The sequence below is a fragment of the Desulfosarcina cetonica JCM 12296 genome (assembly GCF_001311845.1).
Taxonomy (GTDB): domain Bacteria; phylum Desulfobacterota; class Desulfobacteria; order Desulfobacterales; family Desulfosarcinaceae; genus Desulfosarcina; species Desulfosarcina cetonica.
In genome coordinates this window covers 1-20,998 of record NZ_BBCC01000068.1, presented here as the reverse complement: position 1 = coordinate 20,998, position 20,998 = coordinate 1, and the positions used below count along the sequence as shown (strand labels likewise).

The window sequence follows — 20,998 nt, the reverse complement described above, 5'->3', positions numbered from 1 at the left end:
CCGCGCTTATATGTTTCCACAAAAAACTTTCCCACAATTGCCGCCATATCCGGTAACGCGACTACCGGTCCCCGGTTTGGCATAAACGGAATGGCCGTATACCAAACCGTTCAACATTTTGAGCGCGCCATGAACGAGTTCCAGATAATGAGAAAAAAGCCTCGCATTGGCGTCGTTTTCCATTTTTACGTGCGTCATCAGACGTTTAAGGCCGGCGGTCCGCTCCATCAGCTGACGTGCCATGGGGGGCGCCAAATGACCGGCCAGTTGACTGGCCCGAAGCGGCAGGGCATCGTCGGCCAGGCGCAATTCCTGAGCCATTTTATCTACCCGATGGCGACGCCGTTCCTCGATTTGCTTGATCTCTTCAACAAGGGATTGTTTCTCCTGAAGAATACGATGAAAATGATCGCGCTGGCGATGCATCGCCGCCTGCTTTTCCTCGCGCAGGATGGCTTGCATGCGCTCATAGCAGCTTATCTCTTCATCCATGACTTCAATCAAATAATCAAAATTCGGTTTCATGCCGTCTCCATGGGGTCATTCAGGCGTCGATGCCCATCTGTTTTAACAGTTCATTGTTTTCGCCGGCTTCTGTCAGAAGATTGGCGGCAACGCGCTTGCCATTCACCCGGTAGTTCCCCGAGGCGATGGACTGTTTCAGCATGGCAACTTTGTCACCACACGTTTCGGAACCGTCATTAAGCGGCCAGGCTGCATCACCAATCGCACTACCACCGCCGGAAAGATTCACCATATCCTCGGAATCCGTTGCTTCTCTGGAATCCATCGAGGTCATTGACCGTGCATGATTGAAGAGCGCATTGTTGATCTGAAGCGTCAGTCGTTGCGTTTTTGCGGAGAGTTCCATCCACTGGGCTCCTGGGGTTCGCTGAGCATTGCGCCCGTGGTCTGCCGCTGTTATCGTTTCCACGCCCAGACCACGCGTTGATGTCTTCTCCTTCAATCATCGGCCAATTCTTCCGGTCACTTTAATTTTACCGTTCCGGCAGTTTTTTTATCGATCACACGGGAATCGGATTCGCTGTTTTTCAGCTGATCGACCACCATTTCCGATAGTCCGATCCCCCCGTTACGTGCCATGGTATCGGCATATTGCTCATCCAGCATACCGGTGAAAATTTCATCGGCCATGGATCTCGGAAAGAGATCGGATTCCGGAACGGTGGCCCGCATCTCCTTGATCATGATGTTCAACAGTAATGCCTCGAATTGCTGGCTGGCCTTCTCCAGTGCTTCTGCGGAACGATTCTCCGGCGACATCACCGAACCTGGGTGGGACACGTTTTGTGCCGACCGGGCCGCCTGCAATTGCAACAACGCGGATGCGTCGGACAATTTATTGATATCCGCCATTATTAGATCACCTCCAAATCAGCCTGCAGCGCTCCGGCGGCCTTGATCGCCTGGAAAATGGCGATCAGGTCCCTGGGCGTTACCCCCAGGGCGTTGAGGGCGTTAACCACTTGTCCGATGCTGACCCCCTGGGGGACCACCATGAGCTTGTTGCCACCTTCCTGAACATTGATCGCGGTATTGGGAGAAACAACGGTCTGGCCGTCTGAAAGCGGAAGGGGTTGCGACGTATCCAGGCTCTCTTTGACCACGATACTCAGGTTGCCATGGGCGATGGCGATGGTGGAAATACGCACCTGCGCCCCCATGACAACGGTCCCGGTACGTTCATTGATCACGACCTTGGCATCGTTGTCCGGTTCCACCTCGAGATCGCTAAGCGAGGCCAAAAGGGGAACGGTATTGCCGATGTATTGGGGCGGGACACGAACCTCGATGGTTCCCGGGTCTTTGGCGCGGGCATAGGTCTCGCCCAGTTGAGCATTGATCGAATCGACGATCCGCGCGGCGGTGTTGAAATCGGGCGTATGCAGGCTGAACATGACCACGGGACGATCGCTAAAGGCGTTGGGCACTTCACGCTCGATGATTGCACCGGACAATACCCGCCCCACCGTTGGAAAATTTTTCACGGCCGTGGCAGACGAACCGCCGATGGAAAAACCGCCGACATTGACCGGCCCCTGGGCCACCGCGTAAATATTGCCATCCACCCCCTTCAGTGGGGTCAGCATCAGGGTCCCGCCTTGGAGACTGCTGGCATCGCCGATGGAACTGACCAGCACATCGATGGTGTTGCCGCGTTTGGCGAAAGGGGGCAGCGTTGCCGTCACCATGACGGCGGCCACGTTTTTCACCTTGAGGTCATTCTGATCGACAGTGACGCCCATCTTCTCAAGCATGGAAGACATGGACTGGACCGTAAAGATCGCTTTTTTCCCATCACCGCTGCGTCCAGACCCACCACCAGACCATACCCCACCAATTGATTGTTGCGGACCCCATTGATCTCGACGATATCCTTGAGTCTGGCGGCATTGGCGCATACAGGCCATCCCCAGATGCAAAAGGCCCAGATCATCCCCATCAAAACGCTGCCGAAGGTTTTCATGACGCCCTGCTTTCCCATCAGAATGGCCAAACCAGCATCATCAGATCGCTCAGCCAGCCGGTACTTTGTCGATTATTCACCACACCACTGCCGCTGTAGGCAATCCGCGCATCGGCGATGTAGGTTGAGAGGACTTGGTTGTCGGCGCTGATGTCACGCGGCCGAACCACGCCGCTGAGCTGAATGATCTGGTTCTCGTTGTTGACCAGCACCTCCCGGGAACCGGTCAATACCAGGTTGCCATTAGGCAGCACCTGGGTGACCAGGGCGGCGATTTTTGCTTCCAAGTCACCGCTACGCTTGGTCGTCCCGGAACCGCCGAATTCGCTTGTCAGTCCCCCGGCAACTTTTGAGAAGGGGTTGAAAAAGGGGCTATCCGTCGGATATTTCTTCTCGGCATTGAAAAAAGCTTCCAAACTGGCGTCCATCGAGGAGGTGCGATCCGTGTCCGTACTGGCTTTATTGGTGGCCGTGGAGGATTCCACGATCTTGATCGTGACGATGTCCCCCACCTGATGGGCTTTCTGATCAGAAAAAAGACCGACCATAGGCTGTTCGCACGCCATATGGATCCGTCCGCCGAAGGTTGGGCGATTTCGTCATTGGGTTGGGGTTGCATTGTTTGTTTGGCCGGATCGTAGGCCAGCGGCCGTGACTGGATCGGTCTGCCAACCAGCCCCGTCACACAGGCCGACAGACTGCCGCCGACCCATACCATGGTCAAAAGCAGACAGATGCGGCTGAAAACACGTTTTTTCATCGATTGGGCCATGGGACACCTCATTAAAAGTCCACTTCCACCAAGCCCGGTCCCTTGACGCGGGCGGCAATCACACGGTTGGACGCCGTATTCACCACGCGGACGACCTCATCTTTGGCGCCCTTTTGTTTGACCAACCCGGTCGCCGTTATGGTCAGATTTCCCGATTGGGCTACAATCTTGACCCTATCTCCGCGACGAACCAGCGGTTGTGATTCCATCATTCTTGCCTGCAAAACGGTATTGGGATAGATGGTGCAGGTCGTCCGCTGGCCGACGGCCGCATTCATCTGGCGAAGCGCGTCGGATGGCAGGTCCTTCAGGTCGCGTCGTGTCAAGGCAAGATCGCCAAACTGGATCGGCTGTGATTTGCCCAGCGGGCGAACCACGGTAACCACGTTGGCCATGACCGAAATGGTCGTGTTGACCCAGATCCGCCGTATCGGTTGGCCGTCCACAAAAAGATGCAAGGCCAGAATCGTACGCCCTATAAAGTCTTCGTTGGGGGTGGGGACAATCTGGAAGGTCAATCGGCCGTTAGGCAGGTTGAGGGTATCGTTAAAATGGATCGGACCAATCGTCACGTCCTCGTTTTTCCAGGGCATGTGTTGGCGAATCGCCGCTTGGACGGCATTGTTGATCTGATCCACGGGAATCTGTCCCGCCCACGTGATGGCCGGAACAATAAAAAAAAGGCTACTCCAGATAATGCGTTTCAACCATTGGCGCATGATCAACTACCTTTTCAGATTCGTTGCCGTCTGAAGCATTTCATCCGAAGCCTGAATGGTTTTGCTGTTGGTCTCGTAAGCTCTTTGCGCCACAATCATGTTGACCATCTCATCGACCACGCTGACATTGGACATTTCCAGATAGCCTTGGGCGATCGTTCCGTACCCATCCAGGCCCGGCGTACCGGTGGTGGCGTCACCGGAAGCGGCGGTGGGAAGGAAAAGGTTGCGTCCGATACTATCGAGCCCCGCCGGGTTGGTGAATTGGGCCAGTTCGATATTGCCGATCTCCGTGGCCGCACTATCACCGGCCAGCAACACCGAAACGGTTCCGTCGGTGCCGATGGAAAGAGCGGTCGTATCGGTGGGCACGGTCAATTCCGGTTCCAAGGGAAAACCATCGGAGGTGACCACGCGGCCGTCGCTGTCCAGTTTGAATGTGCCGGCCCGGGTGTAGGCGATCTCACCATTGGGCTGCATGATTTGGAAAAAACCATCACCCTCGATGGCCATGTCCAATTGGTTTTCCGTGTTCTGGAAATCCCCCTGGGTAAATATCTTCTGGGTAGCGCTGGGTCGGGTGCCATGCCCCACCTGGATACCGGTGGGCACCTGGGTATCCGCCGAAGAGGCAACGCCCGGCGAACGAAGGGTTTGGTAGAGCAGATCCTGAAAATCCGCCCGACTCTTCTTGTAGCCGGATGTGCTGACGTTGGCGAGATTGTTTGAAATTACGTCGATATTAAGTGTTTGGGCCTGCATTCCCGTGGCTGCCGACCATAAGCTGCGAATCATGATTCCTCCTCAACAGATTAGCGGATTGGATTTAATCCGGATTGTGGTCAAAAGCTGCTGCCCACATCTTTGATGCTGGTCTGACTGGCTGCGTCAACCGACTGAATCACTTTCTGATAGGCTTCAAAAGCGCGCGATGTTTCGATCATCTCGGTCATGGCATGAATGGGGTTAACGTTGGCAGACTCCAGAAACCCTTGACTGATCTCCACCATTTCCGGCCGCTGGCCTGCCGCGGCACCCTCATCAAGGGAGAAACGAGCATTGCCAGCCTTTTTCAGCACACCGGGGTCATCGAATGCGGTAATCTGCAATTGCGCCACCTCGTCACCATCCACAAAGAGGGTGCCTTCACCGTCGATCTCGATCTGCCCCGCTTCCAAATTGATCGGACCGCCTTCACCCAGCACCGCATAACCATCCTGAGTGACGAGATTTCCATCCGAATCCAAGCTAAAGCTCCCCTGTCGGGTGTATTGAACGCCTTCAGGCGTTTGGATGGAGAAGAAACCATCGCCGCTGATGGCGACATCCAGCGGGTTGCCGGTCTGGCGAAGCGCCCCCTGGTTGAAGTCGACGATCTCGGAAAATGGCGGTGCATACGGAGACAGGGGCTGCAGGGTATTTTCATTCGTCGCGCCCCCCGATGTTGTCTCGTCCGGTTGAATCCGAAATACCGATTTCTCGCCCTTGTAGCCGATCGTATTGATATTGGCCACGTTGTTGGCCAGCATTTCCAGTCGCAGTTGTTGAACCATCGCGCCGGCTGCGGCTAAATACATTCCACCACTCATCGGGTTGTCTCCTTAAAAGGTGCCATCGATCTATCCTGCATCCCTATCCCATCTCAATCAAATACCATGCCACAAAACACGTTACTCAATTAAATAAAATTTTAGATAGTTAGACAAAAGTCCCCAAGTTGAATGAGAGGGCAAAAATCGCCAGTCGGCAACAACTGCCCTGCCCCTTGGCATGCCAACGATACCGATCGCCGATTTAGGCGGCAGCATTGAGTCGCATCACCATGGCGACCTCCATCTCCGGCAATTGCAACGCATCGGCGATGGACGTCACATTCAATCCCTGACGGGCCAAGGGCAGGACACGCTGATAAAGCGCGTGTCGCGGGTCGGGAGGGGGAACGGTTGAGCTGGACGCGGCAGGCGGTTCGGACGCCCTGACCATTTTTTCTTCCGTTTGCCCGGCAATGTCGCCAGAAGGAGATGAATGGATGCGCCGCCGGTCTGTTTCGGATGGCACCACCGGAGGCGTCTTCAATGGCGACATCGAAGCGGCGACCGGGTCCTGCACGGCATATGCCGACGCTTCCATGCCAGATGGTGGTTGCGGATTGACAGCCAACGGCTTGGCGGCCATCTCGTCGGCAACCGACACAACCGCCGGATTTTTGACAAACACACCCAGTTTCTGCCGCTCCTGCGCAATCGTCTGACCCAATGCCGCCAAGATCGAATCTGTCTTTTGCGTCATCAGGTAGACCAACGCACGGTGCTCCAGTTCATGGCGCGGACTGATCTCGTCGGCGGTCACAACCGTCGAACCCGGAGCAGCCATGCGCAATTTGCGCCGAACCATGACGGCCGCAATCAGAATACCGATCAACAATACGCCAAGAATGACGCCGCAGACTTCATAGCTGAGCTGAATCATGTTCACCTCTTCTGGTGATTTACGGGTTAGGCTTAAAACAGGTGTCCGGTTATTCTTCCAGGAGCCCTTCACGGCGCAATTTACTCCGCAGCCGGATAATTGCCTGGGCATGAATTTGAGAGACCCGGGATTCGGTGATGTTGAGGACTTGGCCGATTTCCTTCATGGTCAGTTCATCGGAATAGTATAGCGAGATGACCAGTTTTTCCTTTTCCGGCAACAGGTCAATATTCTTGGCGATGGTGGACTTGATCTCTTTCATGGTGGTCAATGAAAGGGCGTCCGTCATATCTCCCGTGCTCATTGAACCGGACATGGAAGCCGCATCACCGCTTGCCGTGTGGCCAATCTCCTCGAAGCTGACAAAAGAGATACTGGACATGCGTTTGACCTTATAGAATTGGTCCAGATCCATGTCCATTTCCCGGGCCACCTCTTCGTCGCTCACTTCGCGGCCCAGTTTCTGCTCCAGTTTGAGATAGGCTTTCTCAAGGTCCCTGATCTTGCGCCGGGTCGTACGTCCCAGAAAATCGCGGGAGCGCAACTCACTCAGCACCGCGCCCTTGATGCGAAATACCGCATAGGTGATGAATTTGTTATCCCGGGACGGATCGTATCGCTCAATGGCCTGAATCAACCCGATCACCCCCACGTTGATCAGGTCATCGACCTCGATGGTGGCCGGAAGATGCACGGCGATACGGTTAACGATGCGCTTCACATAGGGAAGGTATTCGTTGATGATCTGATTTCGTAGAAGATGATTGTCTTTTGCGAAGGTTTCTTCTCGTTTTTGTGCCAGATCCATGTTGAGACTCCATTTTAAGGAATTCTTCCGCTATTTCTTTTACGCAATTCACCATTATTAGCGGACAATGGCGAAGCGTCCAAAGGCCGTTCTAGCCGAGGGCATGGTGAGAGAGAGCATTTGTCCGGGTCATCCTGCTTCTCATGTGGCTTACGCTTCACATGGTATCCTGCCAGATTAACGGACGATTCTCCTGCCGTTGGATCATGGGCTGAGAACGGATCAGTCGGTGGGCCAGTTCGCTTAAGTTACGACTGGCGTGGGTCATGGGTGCCCACTCACTGACCACTTTCTGTTTGCGCACGCCGAGCTTGACATTCTCATCGGCCATAATACTGCCAAAATGTTCAACCGATATATCCAGGAACCGATTGGTCACCAGGCACAGTTGTCGACTGACCTCATCGGCTTCTCTGGCATTTTTCACCAGATTGACGATCAGACGGAAATGCTTCTCTTGGTATTTGACCGACAGGACTTTCATCAAGGCGTAGGCATCGGTGATCGATGTGGCTCGGGCGTTACCACCACCATGATTTCATCGGCCGAGGTATTGAAATAAAGGACGTTGGAAGAGATCCCGGCCGCGGTATCGATGAGCACGATATCGTAATTGCAAAGCAGGGCGTTCAGTTCATTGAAGATCTCCAGTTTCTGGAAAAACGTCAACCGCGTCATCTCCTGGATGCCTGAAGATGCCGGCAGGATTTTCAAATTTCCGGGCCCGTTGATGACGATCTCGGGCAGTGTCTTCACCCCTTCCACCACATGCGAAAGATTATAGCGGGGCGTCAGTCCGAGAAGGACATCCAGGTTTCCGAGCCCCAGATCGGCATCGAAAATCAACACGCGCTTTCCCGCTTTGCACAGCGCATACCCGAGATTGGCGACAATATTGGTCTTGCCGACGCCCCCCTTGCCGCTGGTAATGGCAATAACCCTGGCCTGTGGTTTTGGCGACGCACCATTCCCCGGCTTAGAACGCATTTGTTGTCTCTTCTGGTTCAGGTTAATGATCTGTCCTGCTTTTTCAAAAATTGGCATTACCGTATCGTCTCCAGGTTAAATGGCACTCGCACGTTGAAAAGCATACGGCTGGAAGGCCGATTTATTGACAATGCTGTCATAGCAACAGGCGCGGCAGGGTTTAAACCCTTCGTCCATGGCCTGCTCGGCGCTATTAAAGGCGATAATATTTTCCGTATTGATCCGTTTCACGGATTTACAGGAAGGATGATGAAACAGTTCGGAATTTCGGTTGGCCAGGAATCGAATTGCATCGGTGTCTTCGGAATCTTCAGGGGGATCCGGCATGCTTTCGATGTCCCGACAGGACTCGGCCAACACCTGGCGTTCCGTTGGCGTTGACATTGAAAAAGGCGACGATTGCCCATCGGCATCGTTTGTGCGCCGGGCCTCTTGCAAGCCATCGAACAAGTCCACGTCCGTGCCGTAAAAGGCCACTGGCAGCCGTGTGGTGGCATATAGATCCGCTGCGGCACCATTACTTTGATACGCATCCATGCCCAATTCATCCAGATGGGTGGGTAACAGCCGGTTAATGCCCATGGCGGAAAAGGTATCCACCGCACGCTGGATGACGTTGCGGCGGACGGTGGCGTTGATCACCAGATGGGTTTCATCCGGATTGACCGTTTGCAATAAAGTAAAGACATCCTCCAGCAGGGTTTGGTCCCGCGCCCCGATTCCCGGCGTGTCGATCAACACCACGTCATGCTCGGCGAATTCACCCAATGCTTTTCGAAGGCCCTCGAGATTACGGACCAGCACGAAAGTGAGGTTCATGATCCGAGCCACATTTTCAAGAAGGCCATTTGCTCCGATACGGAAACGATCAAGGCTGATCAAGGCGGTTTGTTTTTTCTCGACGGTCTGGCAATGCTGCGCCAGCTTGGCCACCATGCTGCTCTTCCCGGTGCCGGACGGTCCCACGAAGGCAATTCGGGTTTGGCCGTTTTCCAGGCAATAGAAAGGATGGGCCAAAAATGGCGGTAGTTGAACATGTTCCGCAACACGTGTTGCCGTTGTTGCCGCCGTCTCGGGAGGCATTGGCGTGGCGGCGGGCGACATACCGTAACGCCGCAAGGCCGACAAGGCCGATACCAGCCGTTGGGCCTCGGCCAGCGTTTCTGATCCTGAGGGGGGATCTATGGGTTTTGCTTCCGGGGCTGCTGTCTCGATCGGCGCAGCGGCTGGCGGGCCGCCGGGGGCAACTTTGCTTCGGTTGCGCTACGGGACAGCGAAACATGATCACGGGGCGAGGGATCATCCTCCATCTGCTGCGACAAGATGCCGGAAAATTGACGCCGCTGTTGGACATCCTTGGCTTGGTAGTCCATCGCCGCGGTAATCACCACCTGCTTTTTCCTCAGCGCACTGAAAAAACCGCCAGGGCGGACTTCCTTGGCCGATAAGATGACTGCATCATCGCCAAACTCCCGTTTGACCTGGCGCAACGCGTCATTCATATCGTCAGCTTCAAAGCGCTTAATCTGCATCCGAGGCCTCCACTGTTCCAACTATTTTTATTTTTGCGGTAGTCACAATTTCATCATAGGAAAGAACCGTCAGCCCCGGAATGAATCGATCCGCCAGTTTTTTCAGATGGCCTCGAATCTGGGCCGAGCAGACCATCAGCGGGGCGGTTCCCAGACGTTTGAAATCTTCCAGTTTGATGCCAAGATCATCCATGATCGACTTAGCATAAGTCGGATCGATGGCCAGCACCGGCCCTTGGTCGCTCTTTTGCAGGGACTCGGCGATCTTCTTCTCTACTTGCGGGCTGAGGGTCAGTACGTAGAGTTGTCCATCCTCGGCCAGATGCAGGCTGGTGATGGTCCGGGCCAGCGCCTGGCGGACATATTCGGTGAGAATATCCAGCTTCTTGATGGATGGTGCCCAATCCGCGAGCGTCTCCATAATGGTGAGCATATCCCGTACCGGGACCTGCTCGCGAAGCAAATTCTGGACAATCCGCAACACGCCACCCACGGACATCAAATTGGGCACCAGCTCTTCCACCACTTTGGGGTGGCTCTTCTTCAGGGTATCGAGCATCTTCTGGATCTCCTGGCGGCCGACCAATTCATTGGCGTGGTGACGGATCACATCCGAAATATGCGTGGTCAGGATGGTCGCCAGATCCACCACCGTATATCCTTTGGCATTGGCATCCTCACGCGCCGCGGGTTTGATCCAAAAGGCATCGAGACCATATGTGGGTTCACGGGTGGCGATACCGTTGATCTTCTCATCGGCCGATCCGGGATTCATCGCCAGAAGGTGATTGATCATCAAATCACCACTGGCCACCTCGATTCCCTTCAGCAGAATCGAATACGCACCCGGTTTTAATTTCATGTTGTCCTGAATATGAATCGACGGCACCACGATACCGATCTCTTGGGCGATCTGCCGGCGAATGGATTTAATCCGTTCCAAAAGTTCGCCGTTCTGCTCGACATCCACCAGCGGAATCAAACCATAGCCGACTTCCAGGGCCAGGACATCCACGGGTGGCAGCGGCTTGAACGTTTCGGGGGGTTTCTCTTCGGCTTTCTTCTGGCGTTGCAGGGCGAGTTCACGAGCTTCTTCCTGCTTGGCCCGCTGGGTTTGGAACACCAGGTAGGCAACCAGGCCGGCGGTGACGGAAAGGATCAGGAAGGGGACCGTCGGCAATCCCGGCACCAGACCAAAACAAAAAAGCATGACCGAGGCAACCGCGAAGGCACGGGGCTGAACCAGCAACTGGCTGCCGATTTCCAGCCCGAGGTTGTTCTCGGCGCCGGCCCGGCTGACGACGATACCGGCGGCCGTCGAAATGATCAACGCCGGGATCTGGCTGACCAATCCGTCGCCAACGGTTAGCAGGGTGTAGTTCTGGGCAGCATCGGCAAAGGCCATGTCCTTTTGAAAAACGCCGATGGTCAGCCCCGCCAAAATATTGACCAGCGTAATGATGATACCGGCGATGGCGTCGCCGCGGACGAACTTGTTGGCGCCGTCCATGGCCCCATAGTACTCTGCTTCTCGGCTGATCTGCTGGCGACGATCCCTGGCCTGGGTCTCGTCAATCAAGCCGGCATTCAGGTCGGCGTCGATACTCATCTGTTTGCCCGGCATGGCATCCAGGGTGAAGCGGGCGGCCACTTCTGCGATTCGGCCGGCACCTTTGGTGATCACCATGAAATTGATCACCACCAGAATGACAAAAACGATGAGCCCGACCACGTAGTTGCCACCCACGACGAAACCGCCAAAAGCCATGATGACCTTGCCCGCCGCCTGGGGGCCTTCGTTGCCATGCAGGAGAATCAGCCGCGTGGAAGCGACATTGAGGGAGAGGCGGAACAGGGTGGATATCAACAACAGCGATGGAAAGGAAGAGAGATCCAACGGGCGAAGAATGTACATACCCACCAGCAGGATGACCATCGCCAGGGTAATGTTGAAGGACAGGAACAGATCCAGCAGCATCGATGGGATGGGGATGATCATGACCATTAAAATGACCATCACCGCAAACCCGATCAGCACATCGGTGTTCTTTGTGACAAGGGTGAAACGATTGAATGCCTGTTTTTGGGCGGCAATTTCCATAGGGTCGCTGGCTCTCTTTCTCGGCGATGCGGTTGACTTCTGGATTAGCATTTTCTATGCCGAAGCCTGAAAAAGCACCCACAGCGCCCCATGGCGATCCTAACCATCTAAAATACTTCTAATATTTTTATTTTAAAATCCATTCTGAAGCGTCAAGGAGAGGATTGCCCGCGGTGAATCGCGCTCGCCATTCGGTGAGGTGTCAATTTCTTGTCCCTGTACGGGAATGACAACCGGCCGCCTATCCGGAGATGGTGGGCAAGGCGCAAAAACGGTTCACCCGCGGGCGAGTCCTTTGAGGCGGTAGACGTAGGCAAGAATTTCAGCCACCGCGCGATACAGGTCCGGTGGGATGAAATCACCAATCTCCGTTGACTTGTACAGCACCCGGGCCAAGGGTTTGTTTTCAACCGTGGGGACATCGTTTTCCTGGGCGAGGGTCCTAATTTTCTGAGCAACAAAACCGGCCCCCTTGGCCACGACGGTGGGGGCATGCATGCCCTCTTCATAGGTCAGGGCGATCGCCAGATGGGTTGGGTTGGTGATGACCACGGTGGCGCCAGGAACCGCTTCCATCATTCGCTTGCGGGCCATTTCACGCTGGACGGACCGGATTCGGGCCTTGACGGCAGGATCGCCATCCTGCTGTTTGTGCTCATCCCGGACCTCCTGCTTGGTCATCTTCATATCCTGATGGTGCTGCCATTTGGTATAGGCGAAATCGAGTATCGCCATGATGAACAAAACCATGCAGGTATAGATGCTGATCTTGAAGGCGGCCTGGCCAATAAAGGATAGGATTCCACCGACACTCAGCCGTATCAAGCCGGGAATCTGATCCAGGAAGCGATACATCACGGCATACGCCACACCCCCGATGATCAGCAGTTTGATGATGGACTTCACCAATTCCACCAGGGACCGCAAGGAGAACAACTTGCCGATCCCGCTGATGGGATTCATCTTGGCAAAATCGGGTGTCAGTTTATCGCCGGTCAGAACAAACCCGAACTGGATCACATTGCCGGCAATGCCCACGATCATCGCCACCAGCATCAATGGGATCAGGATCACAAAGGCGTCCACAAGGATGTCCCAAAGCAGGGTATTCATGTTCTCGACGCTGATGCTGAGTGAACCGGCATTCTGATACATGGTCCGCATCACCCCATTCATTTGTTCCAGCATCCACCCGCCGCCGAAAAAAAGCACGCCAATCCCACCGCAAAGCACAAACACCGAGGGGAATTCCCGGCTTCGCGCCACATCGCCTTTTGAACGGGCGTCAGATAGCTTTTTGCCGGTAGGATCTTCGGTTTTGTCTTGTGACGAATCACCGGCCATGAATCACCCCGAACCGGCCATCAGGTGCAAGAGCGTATAGACGGTCGTCCGCAAGGAGGCGAACAGGTCAATCATAAAAGCCGTTAAATGAGGCGCCGTTATCATCATGAATACCAGGCCGATGACGATTTTGAGCGGCATGGCGACGATAAAAACGTTCATCTGTGGAACGGTCCGTGCGACCAGGCCAAGGCTGACACTGGTCATCAAGAGGACCGCGATCAGGGGGGCGCCGACTTTGATGGACAAGACAAACATATTCGCCGCCAACTTCATCATCACTTCTACCAAGGAGGGGTTGATGTGAATGAAAGAAAGGGGAATGAGGGTGTAGCTGTCCACCAAGGCCCTGAAAAACATATGATGGGCGTTGACCGTGACAAAAAGCAGCATGGCGGTCAGATTGTAAAATTGGCCCAGCACCGGAATCTGGGCGCTGGTGACCGGATCGACCACGTTGGCGATGGCGATTCCCATCTGGTAGCCGGCAATCTGCCCGGCCAGTTGAATGCCGGTGAAAAACAGTTTTGCTGAAAAACCGATGGCCAACCCGATGAAAACCTCGGAAATGACGCTCAATGTAACGCCCAAAAGATTCAAACCGGACAGATCGACCGGCAAATGAACCACGGGAAGCAGAAGCAGGCTGACCGCTAGTCCAAGACCCGCCTTGAAGGTGACCGGGATGGTTCCGCTATCAAAGATCGGTGCGCTGAAAAGGATGCTGGCAACCCTGAGAAAAATCAGAATCACTGTGAACAATGTCTCCAGGGGGATGTTCAGCGTCGCCATGGTCAACCATCAACGGATGTAGGTCGGCAAATTGATCAGCAAGTTTTGGGTGAATCCGATGATAAGCTTCATCATCCAGGGGAAGAAAAAAAGCAGGGCCAGGGCCACGCTCAGCATTTTGGGGACAAAAACCATGGTCATCTCATTAATCTGCGTGGCGGCTTGAAACATACTGACCAGGATACCGACGATCAGCCCCACTGCCAGCATGGGCATTGCCAACAGGATGGTGGTTTTAATGGCTTCCAAGAAAAAACTGGTTACAAATTCAGGGGTCATTGATCATTCTCCTTCAACCAAAACTTTTCACCAGCGAACCGACAATAAGATACCAGCCATCGGCGAGCACGAAAATCATCAATTTACAGGGAAGCGAAACCATAACGGGCGGCAGCATCATCATGCCCATGGAGAGCAGGACGCTGGCCACCACCATGTCGATGATTAAAAATGGCACGTAAAGCATGAAGCCGATTTGAAACGCCGTTTTCAGTTCACTGATGATGAAAGACGGAATCAATACCGTTGTCGGAACTTCATCCACATTGGCAGGGCGCGCTATTTTGGCAATATTCACAAGAAGTGCCAAATCCTTTTCACGGGTCTGGGAAATCATGAATTTACGGATCGGAACCAGGGCGCGTTCCAATGCCTGCGTCTGACCGATCTGTTTGTTCAGCAGGGGCTGCAAGGCCTCCTGGTTGATCTGGCTCCATACCGGCGTCATGATGTAGAACGTCAGAAAGAGGGAGAGGCCGATCACCACTTGATTCGGTGGCAGCTGGTTCGTTCCCATGGCCTGCCGCAACAACGAAAAGACAATCGCGATCCGGGTAAAGGAGGTCAGCATGATCAGGATCGACGGAGCCAAGGAAAGCACGGTCATGAGCAGGAACAGTTGCATCACCACGGTCATCTTCCCCGGATCGTTCCCCTGGTCGAGACCGATGCTGATCAGCGGAGCCGGCGGTGTCTGTCCCCAGGCGCTGCCGGCCAAAAGGATCAGCCCTGAAATGCTGAAGGCCAGAAGTGCCCACCTCGCATGCCGGCAGGATCCTTGCCAACGCGTTTTTCTTGCCTGGGTTGGCCATGGATGTCGGTTCACCGGTCTTCCTTTCCCGTTCGCCCGCTGCCGAATTGTTTCAAGCGTTCGACCAGCATGGGGCCGAAGGTCCGCTGTTGATCGCCGGCGTCTTTCCCATCGCAGACCGCTTCATCCAACGTATCGAGCAGTTGAATCCGATCGGCGCTGATCCCCAACACCAACACCTTACCGGGTATAGCCACCATGCAGATGCTTTTTTTTACACCCAGATAGTGGTTCTCCAGCACCCGGATAGATCTTCCGCCACTGGCCCGCGTACGTTCCCGGACGATCTTTTTGATGCCGTAAAGGAGCAGAAGGATCAGGCCCAGCACCACGCCGAGGGATGCGGTCATTTGCAAAGCGGCCGAAAGCATGTCCGGTGCCGTCGTGTTCATCCTAGTTTCTCCACCCGTTCGACGGGGCTGATCACTTCCGTCAATCGGATGCCGTACTTCTTATTCACCACTACCACATCGCCTTTGGCGATTAGTCGGTTGTTGGCCAGTATTTCCAACGTATCCCCCGCCTCCTTGCCAAGCTCGATGACCGATCCCTGGCCGAGCTTTAACAGGTCATTGATCAGCATGCGGGTACGCCCTAATTCGATGGTGATCTCAAGTGGGATATCCAGCAGCAAATCGAGATTTTCACTGCTGCCCCCGTCCAAGACCGCCGCATCGGTGCCATTCGGATTTCCGTCAGCGGCGGTTGATGCCGTTCCCGTTTTTCGTTTTTGTGCCATGGATCATCCCTTTCCGCGATCCGGATCGATGACATCGGTAATTTGGACCGCCTTGCTTCCTTTGACGACACCCGGCATGCCCAGAAATTTCGGAACCCGTTCGATGTTGACCGTCACGTTGTTTTGCGGGCCGGTGTTCAAGCGGATGATATCATCGACTTCAAAATTCAAAATATCCTGTACGGAATAGACTGTTCGTCCCAACTCGGCCACCAGATTGACCTCCGTCCGCCCAAGCAGCTTGCGGATTTCGTCACCGAATGTGCTGGCCCGGTCCTTCTCCCGCAGATAACTGGAACTGAGATGCTCTTTAATGGGCTCGAGCATCAGATACGGCAGGCAAAGGTGAATATTGCCGGAAAAAGACTCGGTGCTGACGGCAAAAACCACGATGATCAGTTGGTCGCTGGGATTGACCAGGTAGACGAACTCAGGCTTGGTTTCAACCTTACGGATGGAAAGATGCAGTGGGTAGGCCGCATCCCAGGCTGTCTCCAGGTCTTTCAACACGCCCAACGCCAGCTTATTGAGCATCCTGCGCTCGATCATGGTGAATTCACGGATTTTCTCCAGGGGTTTGCCAGCACCGCCAAACATACAGTCGATCAGCGAGAAGACAGATTGGGTTCAAAGGCCAAAAGCGCCGATCCGATCAGCGGATCCATTCCGAAAATGACGAATCCCGTCGGATTGGAGAAGGCCTTGATGAACTCGCCGAACTTGACCGTTTCCTGGGAAATGATTTTTACCGAGATGGCCCGCTGAAATATACTGGACAGGGATCCCTGGTAAAGATTGATAAACTTGTCGTACACCTCTTCAAGGGCGTCGAATTGCCCGCGTTGCATGATATTCTGCGCGGTGATGTCATACGGACGCACCTCGACGACCGGCTCAGGCGTCTCTTCGGCCACATCGAGCTCTCCGCTGTCCATTGCCGAAAGCAGCGCATCAATCTCCTCCTGGGATAGGATCTGATCAGCCATGGGGCACCCTATTGCACGACGAATTCGGTAAAATAGATATTATTCACCTGGCCCTTGGTCATCAGGCTGTTGATCGTTGTCATCAGCTGATTGCGAAGTGCGACCTTGCCTTCTGTGGTGCTGACTTCATCGTAGGTCTTGGTGGGTAAAATCATCAAAATGGCGTCCCTGACCTGCGGCAGGCGGCTCTCAATCGACGTTATGGCATCAGGATCGCTCAACTCAAGCGACATGGTCACGCGAAGATAGCGTTTGCCGCCATGCCCCGCCAGGTTGACAATCATGGTATCCAAAGAATAAAGCGGACCGATTTTGTTCTCTTCTTCTTGGACGTCAACCGCTGGAGGGGGCGCTGGCGTGGCCGGGATCTGGGAAATCTTGTTCCAAAGAATGAAAAACCCGCCTCCCACGGCAGCCATAAAGAGAAGTACAACTGAAATCACGATGATCAGCATTGTTTTCGACATTCATCATCCTCCGTCGATGGTTTTGTCCGTCTCGAGAATTTGCAATTACGAACTCGATGATGTCAAATCAGCATGTTTCATGCCACCTCGGCCAGGTCAGTGAGAGAATATGGAAAATGGTCGGAGGGGATTTCAGCATCGATGAATGAGGGCCTTTTCTTGGGCCAGACCGGTGCCGGCCCGCGGCACAAAAAAATGCAAAAATGGCTGAAAAGTGAGAAACGCCGGCGACCTGAAATCGGCAATCACGGTGGCAGCGTCATATTTAAAGCGTTGAGTCAAGCCGTTGACGGCAGTGACCGAGTGGGTGGGGGACCGACCGCAGGACGTTTGAATAATTGGAGTTGTCTGCGGCCGGTCGTTGGGTCAGATTCGGAATTTAGCGTTTGAGGTTGATCAGTTCCTGAAGAATCTCGTCACTGGTCGTGATGACCTTGGAGTTGGCCTGGTAGGCCCGCTGAGTGGTGATCATCTCAACAAATTCGGTGGCCAGATCGACATTGGACATCTCCAAAGAACTGGCGGAAATGGATCCTAGGCCGGTGGTGTTGGCCGCGCTGATCAGCGCGTTCCCGGAGTTGATGGACGCAGCATACAGGTTGCTGCCCATTTTGGCCAGCCCCGAATAGCTGGGAAAATCGGCCAGGGCCAGCCGGGAAAAGGGAATCATGCTGCCATTGGAGTAAACGGCGGTAAAAATACCGTCCTCATTCACACTGACCGACTGCAGGCTGCCGGAAGCGTAGCCATCCTGACTCTGGGCGGTTTTGGCGGACTCTGAGCCGTAGCTGGTGATACTGCCGTCGGAATCGCCGTTTTCATTTAAAAACGTCCAGGTTACATTCATATCGTCAGCTGCGGCATCACCATTCAAACCAGATATCTGGATTATTGGGTTAAATCCCGAATTTTCGCCAACAGTATTATCAGGTGTCCCATCACCATTCAAATCGACAACATTGGCAGTAGTATAAGTTGTAAACGACGCACTTTCATTAAGCGACCCATCACTATTGAACTCAAGATACCCCGAGCCGCCATCACAACTAGCTCCGGTGGGAAGGCTGGTCGTCACCACATCCCATGTCCAGCCAGTCAAGCTGGCAGTTGTCGCATCAGCATCATGATCATAATTTACGACTCTCGTAAACCGGATATCCAAAGTTACTTCCGAGCCCCGTGAATCATAGGTGGTGATGGAACTGGAAAACGTATCCCCATCTTCGGCTTCGCTGTTCAAATTCAGACCGAAGGTGATTTCCGTGGTGGCCTTTGGCTCGCTGGTCCCGTTGGGCAGGGCGATACCCGAGGTCGTTTGTGCAACTGTACCATCGGTGTCAATGCTATACCCCTGGACAATGTACCCGTCGGTCGTGACCAGATTCCCTTGGGCATCCCATTCGAAATTACCGGCACGGGTATAATAGGAGCCGCCGGTAGCGGGGTCCGTTACGACGAACAAACCGGTTCCGTTGATGGCCAGGTCGGTGGCATTGGTGGTGTTTTCCAGGGAACCCGAGTCCCACTGGGCATTGACCCCGGTGAGCTGCACGCCGTTACCGATCTCCGTACCGCTCTGGCTCAGGGTTGAACTGAACACATTGGCGAAAGATACCCTGGAAGTTTTAAAACCGGTGGTGCCTACATTGGCAATGTTGTCGCCGATGACGGACATGGCACTGGTATTGGCCTTTAGCCTGTTACTCCGGAATACAAAGAACCAATCATTTTTCACGCTCCTTCACTTTAAATAAATATTAGCTATTATCGCCTGTTTCGTTTTCTTCAACGCGGATCATCGAAGAGATGGAAACTTTCTGATCACCAATCAGCAACAGGGTTTCTCCAGACTCGTAATCGATGCCGGTCACTTTGCCGGAGATAAACGACGTGGTATCGACGGAATTTCCATCCGAATCCACGGCCATGATGGAATAGGTGTAGACCCCGTCGCCGACCGCCATGCCATTGTCATCGGTTGCGTCCCAGCTGACCGTCTGTTGACCTGCGGAGAGACTGCCCGCATCGATATCGGCCACGAAGGTTCCCGAAGCATCGTAAATCTGGATATAGACACTGGCGCTACTGTCATCCAATGAAAAGGCGATGTCGGTGGCTATCCCATCTTCAACGGTAAGGGTATCTCCCGTGGCGGTAATGGTCTTACCGATAAAACCGGATGTCTGAATGTTGTTCAAGGTGGATTGATAGACTTCGAAACCAGACAATTCCTCGTTGATGTTCTGCAATTGTTCCAATGAACTGAACTGAGCCAGCTGGGCGGTAAATTCCGTGCTGTCCGATGGATTCAATGGGTCCTGGTTCTGAAGCTGGGCCACCAAAAGTGCCAGGAAATCATCTTTCCCCATCACCGTCTCGTCCTTGGTGCTGGTGCTTGTACTCGCCTGGCTGTATACATCCGATACGCTCATGACTGACATTGTCGACTACCTCCTGCAATCCGGATGGCCTAATCCATGTTGAACGCGAGATCAGGCGAAATAATTAATGCCGTTGTTACCAGCCGATTGCTGCGGGTTGCTTCCGCCACTTTGGGCGTGTTGTTGTTGCTGCTGCTGATGTCGCTGACGCTCTTCACCGGGGCCTCTGCGGCCGCCACCGTTGTAACTCATCTGGGAAAATTGTTCGCGGCTCTGATTTTGTTCGGTGTTGGTATTGACCAGCACCTCGATTTTATCGATGATGAGTCCCTGTCTGTCCAACTCCGCTTTAAGATGGTGAAGCTGGCTTTCAAGAATCTCTTTGGTATTCACCTGGTCGACGACCATCTTGACCGCCAATTGGTTATTTTCTGAAGTGATGTGCATCCGGACATCACCAAGCGCATCCGGTTTCAATTGAATGCGAATTTCCGACCCTTCATCAGTAGAACGGATCACTGCTTTATCGACCACCTGATCCATTACCATCTTTTGAAAATCGCTATCCATTGCCGGTTGAGGAGATCCATTTGAAAATGTCGTTTGTGCGGTGTTTGAAGAAACCGTATCAAAAGCGTGGGAAAGTGATCTGGCAAAATGATCATCGGTAAAATCAGTTTTTAACCCTTCCTCGGCACCCAGCTTGTCAATTTCCACCCGGGCCGATGGGGAGGCCAGTTTGGCAAACTGAAACCGGTCTTCTTTCGTACCCGTGTCATCCCTTTTTGGGTGTTGCTTTTCCGTTTGGCGATCTAAATCGGATGCCGCCGTTGGATTGCGGCTGTCTTTGTCGATCCCCCAAGGCGTTGGTTCCGCTTTTCTCTCTTGATTGACGTTCTTCTCTTTTGGGGAGCGGGAAAGTAAAATTTCACCCTGGTCTTCTTGCCAGCCTTCAGAAGAAGCTAATTTTCCGTCATCGTAAGCGTAAGGGTCGGGTGGCGCCGCCTGTCGTCCCTGGCCCGTGGAGGTAAGGCCGAAATCACGGTTTGACACCTCCTCAGACGTTGACGCCGCCACCGGCTGGCGGGCCTCGGGCCGACCCTCACGGGAACCCTCGTCCGTTGATACAAAACGCCCCGGTTCCTCGGAACGTTTTTCAACCCTTAATGGTTCCCCTACTTGGCCGGCTGCGGGTTGGTTCTCCCGGTCGCCCTGCCCGGCCAAATCAAACCGAACCGGGGAATCAACACGCGTTTCAACGGGTGACGCCGTCACCGGCTGACGAGCCTCGGGCCGGCCGTCGCGGGGGCCTTCGCCCTTTGA

At 54.0% G+C, this 20,998-nt stretch carries 25 protein-coding genes and 2 pseudogenes; all 27 read right to left on the bottom strand.

Translation table 11 applies throughout. The features are described from left to right. Positions 1–6: 6 nt before the first annotated feature. Positions 7–525 (bottom strand): flagellar protein FlgN, encoded by a 519-nt coding sequence (locus JCM12296_RS16185; protein WP_054695164.1) that lies wholly within the window; start codon positions 523–525, stop codon positions 7–9. A 19-nt stretch (positions 526–544) separates the two neighbouring features. Next, positions 545–871 (bottom strand): flagellar biosynthesis anti-sigma factor FlgM, encoded by a 327-nt coding sequence (locus JCM12296_RS16180; protein ID WP_054695159.1) that lies wholly within the window; start codon positions 869–871, stop codon positions 545–547. A gap of 116 nt (positions 872–987) precedes the next feature. After that, on the bottom strand, positions 988–1,377 hold the full coding sequence (locus JCM12296_RS16175) for a rod-binding protein (protein ID WP_054695155.1): 390 nt from the start codon (positions 1,375–1,377) through the stop codon (positions 988–990). Positions 1,378–1,379: 2 nt separating this feature from the next. Next, a pseudogene (locus tag JCM12296_RS16170) lies at positions 1,380–2,458 on the bottom strand (flagellar basal body P-ring protein FlgI). A gap of 47 nt (positions 2,459–2,505) precedes the next feature. Continuing rightward, the gene (locus JCM12296_RS16165; RefSeq protein WP_083456201.1) at positions 2,506–3,054 is read right to left on the bottom strand and encodes a flagellar basal body L-ring protein FlgH; all 549 of its coding nucleotides are present in this window, start codon (positions 3,052–3,054) and stop codon (positions 2,506–2,508) included. A gap of 217 nt (positions 3,055–3,271) precedes the next feature. Next, positions 3,272–3,979 (bottom strand): flagellar basal body P-ring formation chaperone FlgA, encoded by a 708-nt coding sequence (gene flgA, locus JCM12296_RS16160; RefSeq protein ID WP_157067667.1) that lies wholly within the window; start codon positions 3,977–3,979, stop codon positions 3,272–3,274. Between the two features lie 6 nt (positions 3,980–3,985). Further along, positions 3,986–4,774: a flagellar basal-body rod protein FlgG gene (flgG, locus tag JCM12296_RS16155; RefSeq protein ID WP_054695148.1), complete on the bottom strand. Its 789-nt coding sequence runs from the start codon at positions 4,772–4,774 to the stop codon at positions 3,986–3,988. A 47-nt stretch (positions 4,775–4,821) separates the two neighbouring features. After that, on the bottom strand, positions 4,822–5,556 hold the full coding sequence (gene flgF / locus JCM12296_RS16150; protein ID WP_054695145.1) for a flagellar basal-body rod protein FlgF: 735 nt from the start codon (positions 5,554–5,556) through the stop codon (positions 4,822–4,824). A 217-nt stretch (positions 5,557–5,773) separates the two neighbouring features. After that, entirely contained in the window at positions 5,774–6,520 is a 747-nt protein-coding gene (locus JCM12296_RS16145) for a hypothetical protein (RefSeq protein ID WP_157067666.1), read from the bottom strand. Continuing rightward, complete coding sequence (locus JCM12296_RS16140; protein ID WP_054695138.1) at positions 6,498–7,256, bottom strand: FliA/WhiG family RNA polymerase sigma factor; 759 nt, start codon at positions 7,254–7,256, stop codon at positions 6,498–6,500. Before JCM12296_RS16140 ends, JCM12296_RS16145 begins: the two co-directional genes overlap by 23 nt. Positions 7,257–7,413: 157 nt before the next feature. Continuing rightward, positions 7,414–7,743, bottom strand: a complete 330-nt coding sequence (locus JCM12296_RS36500) for a MinD/ParA family ATP-binding protein (RefSeq protein WP_157067665.1) — start codon at positions 7,741–7,743, stop codon at positions 7,414–7,416. Next, a complete protein-coding gene (locus JCM12296_RS36495) occupies positions 7,740–8,243 on the bottom strand; it encodes an AAA family ATPase (RefSeq protein WP_172683928.1) in 504 nt (167 codons plus the stop codon). Before JCM12296_RS36495 ends, JCM12296_RS36500 begins: the two co-directional genes overlap by 4 nt. A 75-nt stretch (positions 8,244–8,318) precedes the next feature. Then, positions 8,319–9,347 carry an Ada metal-binding domain-containing protein gene (locus tag JCM12296_RS16130; RefSeq protein ID WP_083456197.1) on the bottom strand — a complete coding sequence of 343 codons (1,029 nt, stop codon included), beginning with the start codon at positions 9,345–9,347 and terminating at the stop codon, positions 8,319–8,321. 77 nt (positions 9,348–9,424) lie between these two features. Continuing rightward, positions 9,425–9,775: a hypothetical protein gene (locus JCM12296_RS16125; protein ID WP_054695133.1), complete on the bottom strand. Its 351-nt coding sequence runs from the start codon at positions 9,773–9,775 to the stop codon at positions 9,425–9,427. After that, positions 9,765–11,927: a flagellar biosynthesis protein FlhA gene (flhA, locus tag JCM12296_RS16120; protein WP_246804412.1), complete on the bottom strand. Its 2,163-nt coding sequence runs from the start codon at positions 11,925–11,927 to the stop codon at positions 9,765–9,767. The genes JCM12296_RS16125 and flhA overlap by 11 nt, the downstream gene beginning before the upstream one ends. Positions 11,928–12,152: 225 nt before the next feature. Beyond that, positions 12,153–13,220 (bottom strand): flagellar biosynthesis protein FlhB, encoded by a 1,068-nt coding sequence (gene flhB, locus JCM12296_RS16115; RefSeq protein ID WP_054695127.1) that lies wholly within the window; start codon positions 13,218–13,220, stop codon positions 12,153–12,155. Positions 13,221–13,223: 3 nt separating this feature from the next. Then, a complete protein-coding gene (gene fliR / locus JCM12296_RS16110) occupies positions 13,224–14,012 on the bottom strand; it encodes a flagellar biosynthetic protein FliR (RefSeq protein WP_054695124.1) in 789 nt (262 codons plus the stop codon). A gap of 9 nt (positions 14,013–14,021) precedes the next feature. Next, positions 14,022–14,291, bottom strand: a complete 270-nt coding sequence (gene fliQ / locus JCM12296_RS16105; protein WP_054695121.1) for a flagellar biosynthesis protein FliQ — start codon at positions 14,289–14,291, stop codon at positions 14,022–14,024. A gap of 13 nt (positions 14,292–14,304) precedes the next feature. Beyond that, a complete protein-coding gene (gene fliP / locus JCM12296_RS16100) occupies positions 14,305–15,117 on the bottom strand; it encodes a flagellar type III secretion system pore protein FliP (protein WP_157067664.1) in 813 nt (270 codons plus the stop codon). Then, a complete protein-coding gene (locus tag JCM12296_RS16095; RefSeq protein ID WP_054695117.1) occupies positions 15,114–15,494 on the bottom strand; it encodes a FliO/MopB family protein in 381 nt (126 codons plus the stop codon). Before JCM12296_RS16095 ends, fliP begins: the two co-directional genes overlap by 4 nt. Then, positions 15,491–15,841 carry a flagellar motor switch protein FliN gene (fliN, locus tag JCM12296_RS16090; protein WP_054695114.1) on the bottom strand — a complete coding sequence of 117 codons (351 nt, stop codon included), beginning with the start codon at positions 15,839–15,841 and terminating at the stop codon, positions 15,491–15,493. The genes JCM12296_RS16095 and fliN overlap by 4 nt, the downstream gene beginning before the upstream one ends. 3 nt (positions 15,842–15,844) lie before the next feature. Beyond that, entirely contained in the window at positions 15,845–16,168 is a 324-nt protein-coding gene (locus JCM12296_RS44680; RefSeq protein WP_246804414.1) for a FliM/FliN family flagellar motor switch protein, read from the bottom strand. A 33-nt stretch (positions 16,169–16,201) separates the two neighbouring features. After that, positions 16,202–16,689 (bottom strand): annotated as a pseudogene (locus JCM12296_RS44675) (hypothetical protein); the annotation flags it as partial. 146 nt (positions 16,690–16,835) lie between these two features. Continuing rightward, complete coding sequence (locus tag JCM12296_RS16075) at positions 16,836–17,294, bottom strand: flagellar basal body-associated FliL family protein (protein WP_054695105.1); 459 nt, start codon at positions 17,292–17,294, stop codon at positions 16,836–16,838. 379 nt (positions 17,295–17,673) lie between these two features. Beyond that, on the bottom strand, positions 17,674–19,029 hold the full coding sequence (locus JCM12296_RS16070; RefSeq protein ID WP_054695102.1) for a flagellar hook protein FlgE: 1,356 nt from the start codon (positions 19,027–19,029) through the stop codon (positions 17,674–17,676). A gap of 22 nt (positions 19,030–19,051) precedes the next feature. Then, the gene (locus JCM12296_RS16065) at positions 19,052–19,735 is read right to left on the bottom strand and encodes a flagellar hook assembly protein FlgD (RefSeq protein ID WP_083456196.1); all 684 of its coding nucleotides are present in this window, start codon (positions 19,733–19,735) and stop codon (positions 19,052–19,054) included. 51 nt (positions 19,736–19,786) lie between these two features. After that, a partial coding sequence (locus JCM12296_RS16060; RefSeq protein ID WP_172683927.1) for a flagellar hook-length control protein FliK occupies positions 19,787–20,998 on the bottom strand: 1,212 nt, incomplete at its 5' end.

Coding starts and splice junctions, on each gene's coding strand:
- fliN (WP_054695114.1), bottom strand. CDS start 15,841: ATGGCACAAAAACGAAAAACGGGAACGGCATCAACCGCCGCTGACGGA.
- JCM12296_RS16130 (WP_083456197.1), bottom strand. CDS start 9,347: ATGTCGCCCGCCGCCACGCCAATGCCTCCCGAGACGGCGGCAACAACG.
- fliR (WP_054695124.1), bottom strand. CDS start 14,012: ATGGCGACGCTGAACATCCCCCTGGAGACATTGTTCACAGTGATTCTG.
- JCM12296_RS16075 (WP_054695105.1), bottom strand. CDS start 17,294: ATGTCGAAAACAATGCTGATCATCGTGATTTCAGTTGTACTTCTCTTT.
- JCM12296_RS16125 (WP_054695133.1), bottom strand. CDS start 9,775: ATGCAGATTAAGCGCTTTGAAGCTGACGATATGAATGACGCGTTGCGC.
- JCM12296_RS16165 (WP_083456201.1), bottom strand. CDS start 3,054: ATGGCGTGCGAACAGCCTATGGTCGGTCTTTTTTCTGATCAGAAAGCC.
- JCM12296_RS16175 (WP_054695155.1), bottom strand. CDS start 1,377: ATGGCGGATATCAATAAATTGTCCGACGCATCCGCGTTGTTGCAATTG.
- flgG (WP_054695148.1), bottom strand. CDS start 4,774: ATGATTCGCAGCTTATGGTCGGCAGCCACGGGAATGCAGGCCCAAACA.
- fliQ (WP_054695121.1), bottom strand. CDS start 14,291: ATGACCCCTGAATTTGTAACCAGTTTTTTCTTGGAAGCCATTAAAACC.
- flhB (WP_054695127.1), bottom strand. CDS start 13,220: ATGGCCGGTGATTCGTCACAAGACAAAACCGAAGATCCTACCGGCAAA.
- JCM12296_RS16095 (WP_054695117.1), bottom strand. CDS start 15,494: ATGAACACGACGGCACCGGACATGCTTTCGGCCGCTTTGCAAATGACC.
- JCM12296_RS44680 (WP_246804414.1), bottom strand. CDS start 16,168: ATGCTCGAGCCCATTAAAGAGCATCTCAGTTCCAGTTATCTGCGGGAG.
- flgA (WP_157067667.1), bottom strand. CDS start 3,979: ATGCGCCAATGGTTGAAACGCATTATCTGGAGTAGCCTTTTTTTTATT.
- JCM12296_RS16185 (WP_054695164.1), bottom strand. CDS start 525: ATGAAACCGAATTTTGATTATTTGATTGAAGTCATGGATGAAGAGATA.
- flgF (WP_054695145.1), bottom strand. CDS start 5,556: ATGTATTTAGCCGCAGCCGGCGCGATGGTTCAACAACTGCGACTGGAA.
- JCM12296_RS36495 (WP_172683928.1), bottom strand. CDS start 8,243: ATGCGTTCTAAGCCGGGGAATGGTGCGTCGCCAAAACCACAGGCCAGG.
- JCM12296_RS16180 (WP_054695159.1), bottom strand. CDS start 871: ATGGAACTCTCCGCAAAAACGCAACGACTGACGCTTCAGATCAACAAT.
- JCM12296_RS16065 (WP_083456196.1), bottom strand. CDS start 19,735: ATGTCAGTCATGAGCGTATCGGATGTATACAGCCAGGCGAGTACAAGC.
- flhA (WP_246804412.1), bottom strand. CDS start 11,927: ATGCTAATCCAGAAGTCAACCGCATCGCCGAGAAAGAGAGCCAGCGAC.
- JCM12296_RS16140 (WP_054695138.1), bottom strand. CDS start 7,256: ATGGATCTGGCACAAAAACGAGAAGAAACCTTCGCAAAAGACAATCAT.